Here is a 17142-nt window from a genome sequence, read left to right as displayed (position 1 = left end):
TAGGGCACAGGAATCAATCACGGCAAAGTCCGTGATAGCTGTGAGAAGCCGGAGCGCCCTGCGTAATCCAACCCTGCAATTGCCCGCCTGCATGGTTCACCTTGCGCCTAGCGCGTAAGGTGAGGCACCTGCTGCATCCCATGAGGCCAAGGATTGCGATACATGCCCCCCCACGCTCGGCGCCCCGACCTGCGCACTCTCATCCTCGCGCTCTGCGCCATCACCGCGCTGGTGATGCTGCTGGCCAGTTACTTCGCCAGCTACCGTGTGCAACGCCAACTGCTGATCGACAGTGCCCTGGAAGCCAACCGGGCCTACGCCGCCAAAGTGGCCGCCGTGACCGAGAACACCCTGGGCAACGCCCTGCAGCAACTGGCCTACAGCGCCAGCCAATGTGCCCGGCACCCCGATGACGTTAACCTGGTACAGGCTGAAATCGACCGCCTGCAACAGCAAAGCAACCTGTTCAACTCAACCTTGCGGGTCAGCGCCCAAGGTGTGGTGCGCACGCTTGCGCCAGCGCCACTGCAACACCTGGCCGGTACCCAGGCCAGCTCGGCCGCGTCCCGGGAAGCCTTGCGCGAGCGCCGTACGCTGGTTTCCACGCCCTTCCTGTCGGCGGCCGGCAACCTGTTGGTGATCATGTCGCAGCCGATCTTCGACGCCGACGGACGCTACCAGGGCTATATCGGCGGCAGCCTGTACCTGCGCGAACGCAACTTGCTCAACAGCCTGCTGGGCACGCACTTCTACCAGAACGGCGCCTACCTCTACGTGATTGATCGCAACCGTCGACTGCTGTTCCACCCCGACAGCCAGCGGGTCGGCACGCTGGTGGGCGACAACTCGCTGGTCGACGAACTCCCCCATCTTGACCAAGGCACCCGCCGGCTGGTGAACAGCCAGGGCGTGGAAATGCTCGCCGGTTTCGCCACGGTGCCCAGCACCGGCTGGGCCATCGTTTCCCAGCAACCGCTGCAACAGACCGTGGCACCGCTGCGCCACCTGATCCTCAATGTCATCGCCATATCCGCGCCGCTGGCCCTGTTCGGCTGCCTGCTGCTGTGTTGGCTGACGCAAGTCATCGCCCACCCGCTCAGGCAACTGGCCACGGTCGCCCGGGGCACGGGCGAGCGGCAGACCACCGAGCGCATCCACCAGGTTCGCGCCTGGTACGCCGAGGCTGCGGAGCTCAAACGCGCCCTGCTGTTCGGCCTGAACCTGTTGCAGGAGCGCATCGGCCGACTCAACCATGACGCCCAGACCGACCCGCTCACCGGACTGCTCAACCGCCGTGGCCTGCAGCAGGCACTGCGTTTGCTGCAGGCCGAGAAACGCGGCTTCGCCGTGGTGGTACTGGACATCGACCATTTCAAGCGGATCAACGACAGCCACGGCCATGACATCGGCGACCTGGTCCTGCAGCGGCTGGCAGGCCTGATGCGTGGTACCTGCCGTGAGGGCGACCTGCTGTGCCGCACCGGTGGCGAGGAGTTCCTGATGCTCCTGCCGGGCGCGGGCCTGGAGGTGGCGACCGCCATCGCCGGCCACCTGCGCCTGACCGTGGAGCACACCCCTATCGAACCTATCGGCGGGATTACCCTGTCCCTGGGCGTGGCCAGCTGGCAGCCCCTGACGGGTGACGAGCCTGGCGATACCCTGCGCAAAGCTGACCAGGCGCTGTACCGGGCCAAGCAGAAGGGGCGCAACCGCGTGTGCATCGACAGCCAGGCCTGACACTTCGCCAGCACAGGCCGGAAAAAGGCCGGCCTCCTGCAGACTGCTGTAACATCCCGCGCTTTTGTTCAAGGAAGACGCGCCATGCGCCGTTTGCTGTTCCTGTTGCTGGCCCTGAGCCTGACCTCGTGCGCGCCCCGCCTGCCCTCCCCAACAACTCCCGAGCCTGCCGCCACGCCGCTGACCCTGCTCGACCATGGGCGCTTCCGGCTCTGGTACGACTGCCAGCGCGGCGAGCCGCACCGTTTCAGCTTCACCCTCGACAAGGACCAGGGTCACCTGCCTCGCGTCGATAACTTCCGTATCGATCGCAGCCTGCCCGAGGGTTGCATGGGCCAGTTCTCGGCCAAGGCCTACTCGACACCCAAGGGCTATCACCGCGGCCACCTGGCAGCCAACAATCATTTCGACGACGACCGGGCGGCGATGGACGCCTCCAACCTGATGAGCAATATCGTCCCGCAGTTGGCCTCGCACAACAGCCGCACCTGGTACCAGACCGAGCTGCTGACCGAGTGCTACCGCGACCTGCGCCCGGTGACGGTAATCGGTGGCGTGGTGTTCGGCCATGCCGGCGCGGCCCTGGACAACGATGCCTTCGTCCAGTCCCACGGCATCGCCACGCCCGAGGCGTTCTGGAAGGTGCTGCTGACCGAGGATGAACACGGACAGCGCCAGGTCATCGCCTGGTGGATCCCGCACCAGGCCGGACTCGGTACCGACCTGGACCCATACTTGCGCAGCGTTCGCCAGATCGAGACTGCGCTTGGCCCGGACGAGCCGCCGATCGAGGTGCCCGAGCAGCTGAAAGATCAGCGCCCGCCCCACACCTGGCCGCTGCCTGCGCGTTGCGACCGTGAGTGAGGGGAAGCCTTCCCCCTGAAGAATGAGGCGCAGTCACATTAAGCTACCGCCCCTTCTCAAACCGGTACACGCAGGTACCGGTGTTTGCCTCCAAGGACGTTGCCGTGTCGAAGATCCAGCGTTTCACCCTCTCCCCCCTGGCAGCGCTTGGCCTGCTCACCCTCGTGGCCTGCAGCGCGAACCCCGAGGCCAGCGCGAAAGTCGACGCCGCCGCCCTGTCCGGTTTCACGGCGGCCATGCAGAGCGCCCTCATCAACCGCATCGATGCCGCCAACCAAGGCACTCTGGTTGGCGTAGTCACGCTCAAGCTCACCCTGGACCGGAACAATCGCCCCATCGCCTGCAAGGCCGTGCGCAGTTCGATTGCCCATGAACGGCTGTTGCCCTTGGGCGTCACGGCATCTTCCTTGAGCCAATTGAAGCAACTGGTCGAGCACGAATGCTGGAGAACCACCTACCCGCCAGTGCCTGAAGGCCTGTTCGAGAACGACCAGGTGGAAGTGATCGCCCCCCTTGTGCTGATCTCTCGCCTGCCGATGCCGCGGCCCTGAGTCCCACATCCGGTGCTAACAGGCATCCGGATGTCGCCCCCGACAAAGCGCCCTCGCCCTACCGCTTGTCTACTGGCCCGAGAACAACGACGGCGCGCCCCGAGCGCGTCGCATCCGTCCAGGCTGCCAAGACCACCGGAGAGCACCCCATGTCCATCGCCCACGAGGTCCCACCCGCCACCTTGCGGCGGGTGATCGCTGCCTCGGCCATTGGCAACTTCGTCGAATGGTTCGACTTCGCCGTCTACGGTTTCCTCGCCACGCTGATCGCCAGCCAGTTCTTCGCCAGCGAGGATGAAAGCGTCGCCCTGCTCAAGACCTTCGCCGTGTTTGCCGTGGCCTTCGCCCTGCGCCCGCTGGGCGGCATCGTGTTCGGCGCGCTGGGCGACCGCCTCGGGCGCAAGCGCATCCTGTCGTTGACCATCCTGCTGATGGCCGGCTCCACCACGCTGATCGGCCTGCTGCCGACCTATGCCAGCATCGGCGTGCTGGCCCCGGCGCTGCTCACCCTTGCCCGTTGCCTGCAGGGGTTTTCCGCAGGGGGTGAATATGCCGGCGCTTGCGCCTACCTGATGGAGCACGCGCCACGGGGCAGACGGGCGTTCTACGGCAGCTTCGTGCCGGTCTCGACCTTCTCCGCCTTCGCCTGCGCGGCGGTCATCGCCTATGGCCTGGAGGCGAGCCTCACTGCCGAGGCGATGAATGCCTGGGGTTGGCGTATTCCGTTCCTCGTCGCCGCGCCCCTGGGCCTGGTCGGCCTGTACCTGCGCTGGCGCATGGAGGAAACCCCGGCGTTTCGCCAGGCAATCGCCGAAGGCAAGGCCCACAACCATTCGCCGTTGGGCGACACCCTGCGCCACCATGGCCGCACCATCCGCAACCTTGGCGCGTTCATATCGCTGACAGCGCTGTCGTTCTACATGTTCACCACCTACTTCGCCACCTACCTGCAGACGGTCGGCCACCTGAGCCGCGCCCAGGCGCTCCTGGTCTCGACCGTGGCGCTGCTGTTCGCCGCCGCCGGTTGCCCGCTGGCGGGCGCCTTTTCCGATCGTGTCGGGCGACGCCGGACCATCGGCTTCACTTGCCTGTGGGTGATGGTGGCGGTATTCCCGGCCTACTGGCTGGCCAGTTCGGGGTCGCTGACCGGGGCATTGCTGGGGGTGATCCTGCTGGCCATCGGCGCGCTGATGAGTGGCGTGGTCACCGCCGCGCTGCTGTCGGAGTGCTTCCCCACCCGCAGCCGCTACACCGCCTCGGCGATCACCTACAACGTTGCCTACACCCTGTTTGGCGGCACCGCGCCGCTGGTGGCGACCTGGTTGATCGAACAAAGCGGCAGCCGCCTGGCGCCGGCGTTCTACCTGGTGGTGATTGCCTTGCTGGCGTTGGTGGGCGGGTTGGCGTTGCCGGAGACATCGCAGGTTTCACTACACCGTGAAAGCGAAGGCGCGCGCCGGCATGCCGATAGCGATAAAGCGATGTCGACGGACTGATTGCACGCGCTGTCGACAGCATCAAGACATGGCGATAGGCCATGCATTAGCATGCGTGGCCTCGGTGGCCTGATGGGGGCCACCTGTCTTGTTCCTGCTCACTGAGCCGTGAGTCGGTCAATGCCATGTAAAGGATGCGCTGATGGCTACAGATGTCTGCACTCTGGCGGGAATCGCTTTCGAATGTTTCCAGCTGGACAAGAATGCGCCCAAGCTCTTTGGTTTCGCCGAACTGCTCAGTGGCCTGGCCCTGACCCTGCTGGTCTGGACCATTGCCGATGTACGCTACAAGTTTCGTATAGAGACCGCCGGGTTCAGGGTACGAGACACCTCGATCGCTATCATCCTGGCGCTGGGTGTAGTGGTACTGATTACTGATCTATGGCGCTACAGCCAATGGTGGATGCCCCTGAAGGGACCGATCACTCCCGAAATCTGGCAATTCATGCTGGGCCTGGTGTTCTTCGCGGTATTCAGCACGTGGTTGATTGTCGCGTTCCTGAGACCTCCAGTCTTCAATCACTGCAATGCCAGACAGTTCGGCAAGAGTGTCGAGTCTCGTCTACAGCGTGGGTCCACGGGCGAATTGACGATTGTCGCAGCAGAACTGATCCGATCATCCAGCAGCATTATCAGCCATGCTGCCGAACGGGCGCCGAAAGGCAATCTCAAGACCACAGCACGCGCCCGTGAGCTACTCAACACCATTGCCAGCCCCAGGTTCTGCAAGGTTTTCGTGGAAAGCGCACCAAAGTTGATCATCAGCTTGTTCAACGAGATCCGCGCACAGGAGGCGTATGGTCCCGAAGCAGAAAACCTGGCACGAAATGTCCTGACCGCCGCCATCAACAATCGTGACTCATTCCTGTTCGTAGAATTGCAACATGAAGAGCTGGGCTTGAAGGACTACCCGGTTATCAGGGCACTGTGGGGCGACCTGAACATGGTCAACGGTATCAGCATGCTGCTCTCTCCCTACACTTCGCGCAGAACCCCATGGGATCTCGAACAATGGCGCGCTTATCTCCACCTGGTCCGGGAAGCGTTCGCTACGTATGTGAAGGGGCCCTGCACGATGAATCCCAATTCGCTGCATTGGGCATATCTAAATATTCGCGGGATGTATGCAGATCTGAATGCGGATCTGTCAGTTCAGGAACTACGGCCCGACGACGATCTTTTCCAGCGCCTCCAGGCCCTTGGAGAATTGATCGAGGACATGGTCGAAATGCTGGACAAGCACAAAGCGCCTGCGCCCCTGCCGCACACAACTATCGCCAAGATCATCCTTGACCTGATCAAAGCAGCCTCTTGCGTACGCAAGCCACGCCCCGTAGCGAGGAAGATCCAGGCCAAACTGGTCTGGGAGGACATCCTCAACTCCTGCGCACTCAGGAGCGATGCAGGTACAGCGATCCAGTCCATCGTACATGAGCAGCTCCTGAACACGATCAAGCGATGCCCGGATCTCGATAGCGTTCGCCTGCTGGGATATAGCCTCAACGTGCTCGGTTTCGTGGTCTCCAAGGAAGACAGTGACTATGGATCGACCTGGAGAACACTTCACATCGAGCTTCTGCAATGGGTCAGGGCGAATCTGGCAGGAATGCTCAGGCAACACCCCCGCATGGCCAGTGAATGCTTCGTCGACGGGATGTCATTCGATGCGGTACACAATCGACTGGTCATACGCTACCCCACCGATTGGGGAGACGTACCGCCTGAATACTTCGAACTGGACCCGACACCCGACGAACCGCAAGCCGCTGCGGGTTGAACGCTATTACCCAAGGGTGAAAAGGGGGGCGCATAGCGCCCCCTGACCTTCGGGAATCAAGGCAAATCGAACCTGTCCAGCTCCATCACCTTCACCCACGCCGCGACGAAGTCCTTGACGAACTTCTCCCTGGCATCGCTGCTGCCATACACCTCGCTCACGGCACGCAGCTGCGCATGGGAGCCGAACACCAGGTCGACCCGGCTGGCGGTCCATTTCACCTGGCCGGTCTTGCGGTCACGGCCCTCGAACGCTTCGTTGTCCGCCGAAGTCGGTTTCCACTCCACGCCCATGTCCAGCAGGTTGCGGAAGAAGTCGTTGCTGAGCACGCCGACCCTGTCGGTGAACACACCCTCCTTGCTGCCGCCATGGTTGGCGCCAAGCACCCGCAGGCCGCCGATCAGCACGGTCAGCTCCGGTGCGGTGAGCGTCAGCAACTGGGCCTTGTCCAGCAGCAATTTCTCGGCCTTGACGCTGTAGCGCGCCTTGCTGAAGTTGCGGAAACCGTCGGCCAGAGGCTCAAGCACCGCGAACGACTCGACATCGGTCTGCTCCTGCGAGGCATCCACGCGCCCCGGATGGAACGGCACGCTGATGTTGTGCCCGGCATCCTTGGCGGCTTTTTCCACCGCCGCGCTGCCGGCCAGCACGATCAGATCGGCCAGGGAGATCGTGTTCCCGCCCTCGTTGCGGATCTTCTCCAGCGCCGCCAGCACCTTGTCCAGCCCCTGGTTCGCCGTCCAACCGTTCTGCGGCGCCAGGCGCAGGCGGCCGCCGTTGGCGCCGCCGCGCTTGTCGGAACCGCGGAAGGTCGAGGCCGAGGCCCAGGCGGCGGACACCAGTTCGCCGACACTCAGCCCAGAAGCCAGCACCTTGGCCTTGAGCGCGGCGATATCGGCGTCGCTGGGTTGAGGCCCTGCCTTGGGCAGCGGGTCCTGCCACAGCAGCTCCTCGTTGGGCATTTCCGGCCCGAGGTAGCGTGCCAGCGGGCCCATGTCGCGGTGGATCAGCTTGTACCAGGCACGGGCGAAGGCATCGGCGAGCTGGTCGGGGTTGTCCTTGAAGCGCCGGGCGATGGGCTCATAGATCGGGTCGAAGCGCAGCGCCAGGTCAGAGGTGAGCATCGACGGCGCGTGCTTCTTGCCGGGATCATGGGCATCAGGCACGGTCCCCGCGCCCTTGCCATCCTTCGGCCGCCACTGGTGGGCGCCAGCCGGGCTCTTGGTCAGTTCCCACTCGAAGTTGAACAGGTTGTTCAGGTACTCGTTGCTCCACTGAGTCGGGGTCGAGGTCCAGGTCACTTCCAGGCCGCTGGTGATCGTGTCGCCACCCTTGCCGGTACCGAACTTGTTGCTCCAGCCCAGGCCCTGCAGCTCGAGGCCCGCGGCTTCCGGCTCGGCGCCGACATTGTCGGCGGGGCCGGCGCCGTGGGTCTTGCCGAAGGCATGGCCGCCGGCGATCAGCGCCACCGTCTCTTCATCGTTCATGGCCATGCGGCCAAAGGTCTCGCGAATGTCCTTGCCGGATTTCACCGGATCGGGCTCGCCTTCCGGGCCCTCCGGGTTGACGTAGATCAGGCCCATCTGCACGGCGGCCAACGGGTTTTCCAGGTTGCGCTCGGCAGACAGGTCACGGTTCTGCTCCTCGCCATGCTTGGCGGGCTCGGCCACCAGGTCACCCTGGCCGGGCGGCTGGGCCTTGACCTGTTCCTTGCCGTAACGGGTGTCACCACCCAGCCAGACCTTCTCCGAGCCCCAGTACACGTCCTCGTCGGGCTCCCACACATCGGCGCGGCCACCGGAAAAACCGAAGGTCTTGAAGCCCATGGATTCGAGGGCGACGTTGCCGGTAAGCACGATCAGGTCCGCCCAGGAGATCTTGTTGCCGTACTTCTGCTTGATCGGCCACAACAGGCGCCGGGCCTTGTCCAGGCTGACGTTGTCCGGCCAGCTGTTGAGCGGGGCGAAGCGCTGCTGGCCGGAGCCGGCGCCGCCACGGCCATCGCCGATGCGATAGGTACCGGCGCTGTGCCAGGCCATGCGGATGAACAATGGGCCATAGTGGCCGAAGTCGGCCGGCCACCAGTCCTGGGAGTCGGTCATCAAGGCGCTCAGGTCTTTTTTCAAGGCCTGGAAGTCGAGGCTCTTGAACGCCTTGGCGTAGTCGAAGTCCGGGTCCATGGGGTCGGACTTGCTGGAGTGCTGGTGGAGGATCTTCAGGTTGAGCTGGTCAGGCCACCAGTCACGGTTGCTGGTGCCGCCACCGGCGGTCTGGTGGAACGGGCATTTCGATTCGTTCGCCATCTGCTTCTACCTTTAGGGTCGGTTCAATTCAGATTTCCGGGCGTTCTTGTAATTGCGCTGCCAGGTGTTGGATCAGGCGTTCGCCAAGCGCGCCTGCCCCTCATCGGTTATGGCCGGGCACACCTGTGCACCGGCTTTTCACGGAACCAGCAGAAAGACTAGCCGAGCCTGGGCAGAGGTCTAATAGAGGCGATATTGGGGGGTGATAGCCTGGCTCTGTCAGCCTGTGGCGCCGGCAGATCAGGATCGTCACATTGATCTGTTCAACTGGGCTCGCCCCGATGCAAAAGCACATTCGGCCGTCCTTCGCGATAGCGGCCGACCCCGCGCCAGGGACGGCGCAGTCACGGGCCTGATGGCACTTGCCTGGCCAAGTGCGTGGACAACTCGGACGAAATGCGCCTCACGCCCTTTCGTACCGCGGCAAGTGAAGGCACAATGCGTGTCCTTTTTTTGGCCGGCCTGGCCGGGGGCCTTTAAATGATCAAGACGCCGTACTACCTCATCGACAAAACCAAGCTGCTGAGCAACATGGAGAAGATCGCCTACGTGCGCGAACACTCCGGTGCCAAGGCACTGCTTGCCCTCAAGTGTTTCGCTACCTGGTCGGTATTCGACCTGATGCAGCAGTACATGGACGGCACCACCTCGTCTTCGCTGTTCGAGCTCAAGCTCGGCCGCCAGAAGTTCGCCGGCGAAACCCATGCCTACAGCGTGGCCTGGGCCGACGACGAAGTCGAAGAGATGCTCGAGAACTGCGACAAGATCATCTTCAACTCCATCGGCCAGCTCGAGCGCTTTGCCGAGCAGTCCGAAGGCAAGGTGCGCGGGCTGCGCGTCAACCCGCAGGTGAGCAGCTCCGACTACCTGCTGGCCGACCCGGCGCGCCCGTTCAGCCGCCTCGGCGAGTGGGATCCAGAGAAGATCGAGAAGGTGATCGAGAAGATCTCCGGCTTCATGTTCCACAACAACTGCGAGAACGGCGACTTCAGCCTGTTCGACAAGATGCTTACGCACATCGAGGAGCGCTTCGGCCATCTGCTGCACAAGGTCGAGTGGGTCAGCCTCGGCGGCGGCATCCACTTCACCGGCGAGGACTACGCGGTGGACGCCTTCTGCGCGCGCCTGAAGCAGTTCTCGCAAACCTACGGCGTACAGGTGTACCTGGAGCCGGGCGAAGCGGCCATCACCAACAGCGCCTCGCTGGAAGTGACCGTGCTCGACACCCTGTACAACGGCAAGCACCTGGCCGTGGTCGACAGCTCCATCGAAGCGCACCTGCTCGACCTGCTGATCTACCGCCTCAACGCCAAGATGGCCCCCAACGACGGCGCGCACACCTACATGGTCTGTGGCAAGTCGTGCCTGGCCGGCGACATCTTCGGCGAGTACCAATTCGACAAGCCACTGGCCATCGGTGATCGGCTGTCGTTCGTCGACACGGCGGGCTACACCATGGTCAAGAAAAACTGGTTCAACGGTCTGAAAATGCCATCCATCGCGGTCAAGCAACTCGACGGCAGCGTCGAAGTGGTGCGCGAGTTCGGTTTCGAAGACTACGTTTCGAGCCTGTCGTAAGACAGGCTTTCATGAAGGAGAGCAGCTGAATTGAAGAAGAACGTTCTTATCATTGGTGCAGGAGGTGTCGCCAAGGTGGTGGCCCACAAGTGCGCACAGCATAACGACGAACTGGGTCGTATTGCGATTGCGTCACGGAACATCTCCAAATGCCAGGCCATCATCGACAGCGTCAAGGCCAAGGGTAGCCTCAAGGTACCCGCCGACATCCAGGCCTTCTCGCTCAACGCCCTCGATGTCGAGGCGACCAAGGCACTGATCCGCGAGACCGAATCGCAGATCGTGATCAACGTTGGCTCCGCCTTCCTCAACATGTCGGTGCTGCGCGCCTGCATCGATACCGGTGTCGCTTATCTTGACACCGCCATCCACGAAGAGCCGGGCAAGATCTGCGAGACCCCGCCGTGGTACGGCAACTACGAGTGGAAACACCTCGAAGAGTGCCAACAAAAGAACATTACCGCCATTCTCGGCGTCGGCTTCGACCCGGGTGTGGTGAACAGCTACGCGAAACTCGCGCAGCAGCAGTACTTCGACCAGATCGACTCGATCGACATCCTGGACGTGAATGCCGGTTCCCACGGCAAGTACTTCGCCACCAACTTCGACCCGGAAATCAACTTCCGCGAGTTCACCGGGCAAGTCTGGAGCTGGCAGAACAGCCAGTGGACCAGCAACACCATGTTCGAGGTCAAGCGCACCGACGATCTGCCGGTAGTGGGTTCGCAGAACCTGTACCTGACCGGCCACGACGAAGTGCACTCGATCTCGAAGAACCTGAACGTGCCGAACGTGCGTTTCTGGATGAGCTTCGGCGAGCACTACATCAATGTGTTCACCGTGCTGAAGAACCTCGGCCTGCTCAGCGAGCAACCGGTGAAGACCGCCGAAGGCCTGGAAGTGGTGCCGCTGAAAGTGGTCAAGGCCGTGCTGCCGGATCCGGCCTCGCTGGCCCCGGGCTACACCGGCAAGACCTGCATCGGTGACCTGGTCAAGGGCACCAAGGACGGCCAGCCGCGCGAGGTGTTCATCTACAACGTGGCCGACCACGAAGAAGCCTACGCCGAGACCGACAGCCAGGGTATTTCCTACACCGCAGGCGTGCCTCCGGTAGCCGCCGCGCTGCTGGTTGCCCGTGGCCAGTGGGATGCCGGGCGCATGGTCAACGTCGAGGAGCTGCCGGCCGAGCCGTTCCTCAAGGCGCTGGACGTGATGGGCCTGCCGACCCGCGTCAAGGATGAAAAAGGCGATCGTCCATGGGACGCTGAAGCCTAAGCTGCACGATGAAGGGGCGCCAGATGGCGCCCCTTCTGTTTGTGGGATCTAACTGAGGGAGCGGGCTTGCCCCGCGATAGCGCTAGCACCGGCAAATCGCTACTTCCTGGCCTCCAGTATCAAGTTGAACGGCGTCTGCGTCGCCCGCCGGAAGTGCCTGAACCCCGCCTCCTCGAACACCGCCCGCAACCGAGCCTCCCCAGCCTGCGCCCCCAATCCCAACCCCACTTCCTGCGACAGTGAGTTCGGCGTGCAGATGAACGTCGAAGCCGCGTAGAACAAGCGCCCCACCGGGTTGATATTGGCGTCCAGAGTATCCTCGGCGAATGGCTCCACCAGCATCACCGTGCCATCGTCCTTGAGCGCCTGATAGGCGTGTCGTGCCGCGCCCACCGGGTCACCCATATCGTGTAAACAATCGAAGAAACACACCAGGTCCAGATCGTGGCCGGGATAGTCCTTGGCCGACGCCTGCTGGAAGCCGACCCGCTCGGCCACGCCTGCGTCACGCGCGCGCTCGCTGGCGGTGAGCACCGAAGGCGCATGGTAGTCGTAGCCGATGAAGCGCGAGGCGGGAAACGCCTCGGCCATGACAATGGTCGAGGCACCATGGCCACAGCCGACATCGGCCACCTGGGCGCCGGCCTGCAGCTTTTCCACCACCCCGTCCAGAGCCGGCAGCCAATCAGCCACCAGGAACGTTCGGTAGCCGGGTCGAAAGAAGCGCTCGGTGCCACTGAACATGCATGGATGGTGATCGCCCCAGGCCAGGGCGCCATCGCCGCGCATGGCTGCCACCAGCTTGTCCTTGTCATGGAACAGTGCCGCCAGCACCGAGGCGCCGCCGGCCATGTAGGCCGGCGAATCTTCCAGCGCCAAGGTCATGGCCTGCTCCTCGGGCAGGGTGAACTGTCCATCGTGATGCACCAGGTAACCCGCCGCGGCCTGGCCATTGAGCCACTCGCGTACCAGCCGTGGCTGGCAGCCGGTGCGCGCGGCCAGGGCCTCGGGCGTGACTGGCTGACTGTCGGCCATGGCCCGATACAGCCCCAGCTCATCCCCAAGGATGACATTGGCCAGCGTCGCCGCCGCCCCCATGTCGCCCACCAGCTTGCCCATGAACTCGTGAAGCCTTGCCTCGTCCATGACCTGCCCTCCTCTGCCAGAAGGCCACCGTCGGCGACGTCCGGTCCGGTAGGCGGTGGTCGGATGGTTGATCGGGTCGCATCTGCAACCGACCCGGGCTTTAAGTCTAGACCCGCCTGCGCTATCTTCGCCGCGCCGCAAGCTTGCCCGCCGACGGCGGACGACCGCATTCGCGATGCCTAAAGGAACTGTCAGCATGTTTTCCAGCCGTACCCTCGTCCTCACCCTGGGCGTTGCCTTCATCATTCTCGACCAGTGGGTAAAACTGATCGCCCTGGTCGCCCTGAACAATCACAGCTATGTCTATGGCAACCAGAGCGTCTGGCTGGACCTGGCCCTGAGCCTCAACCCCGGAGCGTTCCTCAGCCTCGGCGCCGGGCTGGCTCCGTGGCTCAAGCAACTGGTGTTCGTGGTCGCCGTCGGCGTGGTGTGCGCCTGGGCCATGGTCTGGGCCTGGCGCCACTGGCAATCGGCACCGGTCAAGGCCAGCGCGGCCTGGTTCATCGCCGTGGGCGGGCTGTCCAACTTGATCGACCGGGTGTTTCGCGACGGCCACGTGGTCGATTACCTGGTCCTCAACATCGGCACCCTGCACACCGGCGTGTTCAACCTGGCCGACATCGCCATCATGGCCGGTGCCACGGTGCTGGTGGTGGACGGCATTACCCGGCCGAGCAAAGGCTGATCCCGCCTCGCCAATGGGCCGTGCTGCGGGCCGCCCCAAGCGAGGCAAAGCCTGCGCACCTGAATGACCGAGGCCCTGCCAGCATCCGCAAGGCCTCAATCAGCTGCACTCGCTCAGTTCTTGCGACTACCGACACTCTCCAACTGCTCGAGCAACGCCTTGGCCAACGCCTTGTCGGAAAACGGATTCTGCCCGGTGATCAACTCACGATCGACCACTACATGGGGCTGCCAGGCCTGGGCATAACTCATGTCGCCTCCTGCGCCGGCCATGGCCTTGGCGGGATAGAACTGCAGGCGCTGCTCCTTGAGTGAGCCCTCGAACACCTGCTCCTCAGGGTCAGAGAAAATGGTCATGCGATAGCCCCGGTACGTCCAGTCGCTGGCCGCCGGGGTTTCGCCACGAGCGAGCGCGGCGCGGTAGGCAACCGGATCCTGCTGCGCAGACAGCAACGTGATCGGGCCGTGGCAAATGGCAGCCGTGGGCTTGCCGGCCTGGTGGAAGTGACGCAACAGGGCACCGACGTCGGGGTTGTTGGCCAGGTCGATCAGCGGCGCATGGCCACCCGGGATGAAGATCCCGACATAGCGGCCCATATCGCCCGCCAGTACCTCCTTCACCGACAGCGTGTCGTCGATATCCGGCAGGCTGTCGACCACCTGGCGGATACGCTGCATCTCGCGGGCATCGCCGCCGAAGTACATCGGATCGATCGAGCGCTCATCGACACTCGGCGCATTGCCCTTGGGAGTCACCAGCACCAGCTTGTAGCCGGCCTTGAGCAACTGGTCGGCAGGCACGCCGAATTCGTTGAGGTAGTAACCGGTGGGGTACGGTTTACCGTCCTTGAGCTGCAGCTGGTTCTCGCTGGACAACAGCACCAGTACCTCACCCTTCACAGCGGCGGCGGCCTGACCGGCCAGCAAAGTGCCAGCCAGTGCCAGCGCGACGGGAGCAATCATGTTCATGGTGTCTTCCTGATCAGTTGAATGGCGCGATATCCAGCCCGTGGGCAAGCTGGACTTGAGTCGGCGCGGCCAACCAGCCGGCGCTGGCGGCGCGATAGGCCTGGTAATGGGCACTGTTGCGATGGGCCTCGACGGCGGCGGCATCGACATACAGCTCGAACAGCTCGAACGCCAGTACCTCGCCCTCGCGGACGAACAGGTCATAGCGCAGGTTGCCGGGCTCGGCGCGGGTCTGCTCCACCATCAGGCGCAAGGCCTGTTCTGTGACCTCACGGTGTTCAGGATGCGGCTGGATAGTGGCGAAGATGGCAATGGTCACGGGCGTCTCCCTCAACAAGTTGGGCCCATCCTAACCAGCGCGTTATGATTCGATAATTCGAAAGCACTTATTCCTGTGATTCATTTTATGAATATCAGCAACAAGGACCTCAACCTGCTGCACCTGTTCCAGGTGCTCTATGAAGAGCGCAATGCCTCCCATGCAGCGCAACGGCTGGCCCTCAGCCAGCCCGCCCTGAGCCACAAGCTCAACAAGCTGCGCCAGCAGTTCGGCGACCCCTTGTTCGTGCGTGCGCCGCGTGGCCTCACGCCAACGCCCAGGGCCCATGAACTGGCGCCCCGGATACAGCAACTGGTTGCACAGCTACAGGACTTCTACAGGGATTGCGACGGCGATGATTTCCTCTCCCGCCCGACCCAGGTGCACCTTTACAGCACCGACTACCTGGAGCAGACCCTGCTGCCCAGGCTACTGCCGATCCTGCGCACCCAGGCACCGAACCTGACCCTGATCACCCACAACACCCAGGGCAACCTGCCACGCGAGGCGCTGGAAAAAGGCACCTGCGACCTGGCCATCGCCGGTTTCTACAACGGCTTGCCGGACACCTTCCATCAACAGCGCCTGCTCAGTGAGGACTTCGTGGTACTGGCCGCCGCCGACAACCCACACCTGACCGAGGGCATGGGCCTGGAGGCGTTCCTGGCCTGCGAGCATCTGCTGACCACACTCACCGGCGACCTCGATGGCCGGGTCGATCACGCCCTGCGGGCTATTGGTCGGCAACGTCGGGTGGTGGCCGGCCTGTCCAGCTTCATTGCCCCTACGCGCCTGGTGCGCGGCACCGACCTGCTACTCACCTGCCTGCGCTCGCTGGCCATCGAAGCGGTCGAGCGCGACCCCGGCCTGCGCCTGCACACCCTGCCCCTGGCGCTGCCTCGGGTGGAAGTGATGCAAATCTGGCACGCGCGTACCCACGTCGACCCCTTGCGTCGCTGGTTCCGGCAACAGGTATGGGAGGTGGCGCAGCAGGTCACTGCACCAGCTGGTTGATATCGATGATCGGCATCAGCACCGCCATGACGATCAGCAGCACCACCGCTCCCATATCGCCCACCAGCTTACCCATGAACTCATGAAGGCTTGCCTCGTCCATGACCTGCCCTCCTCTGCCAGAAGGCCACCGTCGGCGACGTCCGGTCCGGGAGGCGGTGGTGGGATGGATGATCGGGCCTTGTCTGCAACCGGCCCGAACTCAAGTCTGGACCCGCCGGCACTGCCCCTGCGGCTGCACATGTCCACTGAAACTCTCGGGCGGCCCGACGGGTCACAGCCAGTGCATGCAACAAGGATCACACCTTCAAGGAGACTGGACATGCCCTACCCCATGACATTCACACCCCCCTTCCGCCTGCTGGCCCTGGCCGGTGCCCTGCTGGCCTGCTCCACTTTGGCCAATGCCGACGACGTGCTGCTGGTCGGCAACAAGGCCGACGCCAGCGTGTCAGCCCTGGACACTGGCAGTGGCCAGGAAATCATCCGCCTGCCGGTAGGCACCGGCCCCCACGAGGTGGTGGTCAGTGGCAATGGCCTGCTCGCAGTGGTTGGCAATTACGGCGCGCAAGGCACGGCGAACAATAGCCTGAGCGTGATCGACTGGCCGACCCGGACGGTCGTGCGCACCATCGACCTGGGCGAAGACGCCCGCCCCCATGGCATTCGCTTCCTGCCCGACAGCCAGCGTGTGGTGGTCACCAGCGAAGCCAGCGAACGTCTGCTGGTGGTCGACCTGGCCCAAGGCAAAGTGCTCGACCGGATCGACGTCGGTGGCGGCAAACCGCACATGGTGGCGCTATCACCCGGTGCCGACCGCGCCTACGTCAGCCATGTCGAGAGCGGCACGCTGTCGGTGGTCGACCTGCTGCACAAGAAGAAAATCGCCGAGGTCCCCACAGGCGCCGGCAGCGAAGGCGTGGCGGTAACCCCCAGCGGCACCCAGGTATGGGTCAGCAACCGCGACGGCAACGAAGTGGTCATCGTCGATAGCAAGCGCCTGGAAGTCACCGACCGTATCCGCACCGGCCTGTTCCCGATCCGCGTCGCGATGACCCCGGATGGCAAGTATGCACTCGTCACCTGCGCCAAGTCGGCGGAATTGGCGGTGATCGATGTGGTGGCCAAGAAAGAGATCAAGCGCATCGGCCTGGCGCGCGAAGGCGCCGAATACCGCCGTACGATGCTCGGCGAAAAGGCGCTGCCGATTGGCGCGGTGGTCTCGCCGGATGGCAAGCGGGTCTATGTGGCGATCAGCGGCGGCGACGAAGTCGCGGTGATCAGCACCGCCAACTGGACCGAGAAGGCACGCTGGAAAGCCGGCCCCGAGCCGGATGCCCTGGCGATCGTGGTGCAGCCGAAAGAAGAGAGCTGAGCACCGCAAAGGCGCCTCGCGGGAGGCGCCTTTACCGAGCGCTCGGGCCATGGC

Annotated in this window: 14 protein-coding genes and 1 pseudogene; 10 read left to right on the top strand and 5 right to left on the bottom strand. The window is 63.6% G+C overall.

The annotated features are described in order from the left end of the window. Positions 1 to 162 precede the first annotated feature (162 nt). The 5 genes from ACQ4OD_RS15445 (at position 163) to ACQ4OD_RS15425 (ending at position 6425) form a co-directional block, all read left to right on the top strand. On the top strand, positions 163 to 1737 hold the full coding sequence (locus ACQ4OD_RS15445; protein WP_430944539.1) for a sensor domain-containing diguanylate cyclase: 1575 nt from the start codon (positions 163 to 165) through the stop codon (positions 1735 to 1737). Positions 1738 to 1821: 84 nt separating this feature from the next. Further along, entirely contained in the window at positions 1822 to 2601 is a 780-nt protein-coding gene (locus ACQ4OD_RS15440) for a DNA/RNA non-specific endonuclease (RefSeq protein WP_430944538.1), read from the top strand. Between the two features lie 104 nt (positions 2602 to 2705). Next, positions 2706 to 3152, top strand: coding sequence for a hypothetical protein (locus tag ACQ4OD_RS15435; protein WP_102683734.1), 447 nt, complete (start codon positions 2706 to 2708; stop codon positions 3150 to 3152). A 149-nt stretch (positions 3153 to 3301) separates the two neighbouring features. Further along, complete coding sequence (locus ACQ4OD_RS15430; RefSeq protein WP_258598191.1) at positions 3302 to 4648, top strand: MFS transporter; 1347 nt, start codon at positions 3302 to 3304, stop codon at positions 4646 to 4648. A gap of 142 nt (positions 4649 to 4790) precedes the next feature. Then, positions 4791 to 6425, top strand: a complete 1635-nt coding sequence (locus tag ACQ4OD_RS15425) for a hypothetical protein (protein ID WP_430944537.1) — start codon at positions 4791 to 4793, stop codon at positions 6423 to 6425. A 56-nt stretch (positions 6426 to 6481) separates the two neighbouring features. Here the strand turns inward: ACQ4OD_RS15425 and katG are convergent, their stop codons facing one another. Then, positions 6482 to 8728, bottom strand: a complete 2247-nt coding sequence (gene katG / locus ACQ4OD_RS15420) for a catalase/peroxidase HPI (protein ID WP_430944536.1) — start codon at positions 8726 to 8728, stop codon at positions 6482 to 6484. Positions 8729 to 9208: 480 nt separating this feature from the next. Between katG and ACQ4OD_RS15415 the strand changes: the two genes are divergently transcribed. Continuing rightward, positions 9209 to 10306 carry a carboxynorspermidine decarboxylase gene (locus tag ACQ4OD_RS15415; RefSeq protein ID WP_139670202.1) on the top strand — a complete coding sequence of 366 codons (1098 nt, stop codon included), beginning with the start codon at positions 9209 to 9211 and terminating at the stop codon, positions 10304 to 10306. 30 nt (positions 10307 to 10336) lie between these two features. Further along, on the top strand, positions 10337 to 11581 hold the full coding sequence (locus ACQ4OD_RS15410) for a saccharopine dehydrogenase family protein (protein ID WP_038705903.1): 1245 nt from the start codon (positions 10337 to 10339) through the stop codon (positions 11579 to 11581). Positions 11582 to 11680: 99 nt separating this feature from the next. On the opposite strand, the gene ACQ4OD_RS15405 is transcribed toward ACQ4OD_RS15410, so the two are convergent. Then, on the bottom strand, positions 11681 to 12727 hold the full coding sequence (locus tag ACQ4OD_RS15405) for a class I SAM-dependent methyltransferase (RefSeq protein WP_198755233.1): 1047 nt from the start codon (positions 12725 to 12727) through the stop codon (positions 11681 to 11683). Positions 12728 to 12923: 196 nt separating this feature from the next. Between ACQ4OD_RS15405 and ACQ4OD_RS15400 the strand changes: the two genes are divergently transcribed. Continuing rightward, positions 12924 to 13412 carry a signal peptidase II gene (locus ACQ4OD_RS15400; RefSeq protein WP_277503572.1) on the top strand — a complete coding sequence of 163 codons (489 nt, stop codon included), beginning with the start codon at positions 12924 to 12926 and terminating at the stop codon, positions 13410 to 13412. 113 nt (positions 13413 to 13525) lie between these two features. Here the strand turns inward: ACQ4OD_RS15400 and ACQ4OD_RS15395 are convergent, their stop codons facing one another. Both ACQ4OD_RS15395 and ACQ4OD_RS15390 read right to left on the bottom strand, forming a co-directional pair. Then, the gene (locus ACQ4OD_RS15395; RefSeq protein ID WP_277503570.1) at positions 13526 to 14380 is read right to left on the bottom strand and encodes a type 1 glutamine amidotransferase domain-containing protein; all 855 of its coding nucleotides are present in this window, start codon (positions 14378 to 14380) and stop codon (positions 13526 to 13528) included. 13 nt (positions 14381 to 14393) lie between these two features. Further along, on the bottom strand, positions 14394 to 14699 hold the full coding sequence (locus tag ACQ4OD_RS15390; protein ID WP_139670194.1) for a putative quinol monooxygenase: 306 nt from the start codon (positions 14697 to 14699) through the stop codon (positions 14394 to 14396). A gap of 87 nt (positions 14700 to 14786) precedes the next feature. On the opposite strand from ACQ4OD_RS15390, the gene ACQ4OD_RS15385 reads away from it, so the two are divergent. Continuing rightward, positions 14787 to 15713 carry a LysR family transcriptional regulator gene (locus ACQ4OD_RS15385; protein WP_430944535.1) on the top strand — a complete coding sequence of 309 codons (927 nt, stop codon included), beginning with the start codon at positions 14787 to 14789 and terminating at the stop codon, positions 15711 to 15713. Here ACQ4OD_RS15385 and ACQ4OD_RS15380 read toward each other — a convergent pair. Next, positions 15694 to 15768: pseudogene (locus tag ACQ4OD_RS15380) on the bottom strand (hypothetical protein); the annotation flags it as partial. The gene ACQ4OD_RS15385 and the pseudogene ACQ4OD_RS15380 overlap by 20 nt on opposite strands. 267 nt (positions 15769 to 16035) lie before the next feature. Here ACQ4OD_RS15380 and ACQ4OD_RS15375 point away from each other — a divergent pair. Beyond that, complete coding sequence (locus ACQ4OD_RS15375; protein WP_430944534.1) at positions 16036 to 17088, top strand: cytochrome D1 domain-containing protein; 1053 nt, start codon at positions 16036 to 16038, stop codon at positions 17086 to 17088. The last annotated feature ends 54 nt before the right edge of the window (positions 17089 to 17142 follow it).

Origin of the sequence: Pseudomonas sp. WC1, assembly GCF_050586565.1 — a bacterium.
Classification (GTDB): Bacteria; Pseudomonadota; Gammaproteobacteria; order Pseudomonadales; family Pseudomonadaceae; genus Aquipseudomonas.
The sequence above is the reverse complement of the archived record's forward strand: the minus strand, read 5'-3'. Positions and strand labels throughout refer to the sequence as shown.

Excerpts from the sequence above, each read along its gene's own strand:
- ACQ4OD_RS15445 (WP_430944539.1), top strand. The coding sequence starts at position 163 with ATGCCCCCCCACGCTCGGCGCCCCGACCTGCGCACTCTCATCCTCGCG.
- ACQ4OD_RS15440 (WP_430944538.1), top strand. The coding sequence starts at position 1,822 with ATGCGCCGTTTGCTGTTCCTGTTGCTGGCCCTGAGCCTGACCTCGTGC.
- ACQ4OD_RS15430 (WP_258598191.1), top strand. The coding sequence starts at position 3,302 with ATGTCCATCGCCCACGAGGTCCCACCCGCCACCTTGCGGCGGGTGATC.
- ACQ4OD_RS15425 (WP_430944537.1), top strand. The coding sequence starts at position 4,791 with ATGGCTACAGATGTCTGCACTCTGGCGGGAATCGCTTTCGAATGTTTC.
- katG (WP_430944536.1), bottom strand. The coding sequence starts at position 8,728 with ATGGCGAACGAATCGAAATGCCCGTTCCACCAGACCGCCGGTGGCGGC.
- ACQ4OD_RS15415 (WP_139670202.1), top strand. The coding sequence starts at position 9,209 with ATGATCAAGACGCCGTACTACCTCATCGACAAAACCAAGCTGCTGAGC.
- ACQ4OD_RS15405 (WP_198755233.1), bottom strand. The coding sequence starts at position 12,727 with ATGGACGAGGCAAGGCTTCACGAGTTCATGGGCAAGCTGGTGGGCGAC.
- ACQ4OD_RS15400 (WP_277503572.1), top strand. The coding sequence starts at position 12,924 with ATGTTTTCCAGCCGTACCCTCGTCCTCACCCTGGGCGTTGCCTTCATC.
- ACQ4OD_RS15395 (WP_277503570.1), bottom strand. The coding sequence starts at position 14,380 with ATGAACATGATTGCTCCCGTCGCGCTGGCACTGGCTGGCACTTTGCTG.
- ACQ4OD_RS15385 (WP_430944535.1), top strand. The coding sequence starts at position 14,787 with ATGAATATCAGCAACAAGGACCTCAACCTGCTGCACCTGTTCCAGGTG.
- ACQ4OD_RS15375 (WP_430944534.1), top strand. The coding sequence starts at position 16,036 with ATGCCCTACCCCATGACATTCACACCCCCCTTCCGCCTGCTGGCCCTG.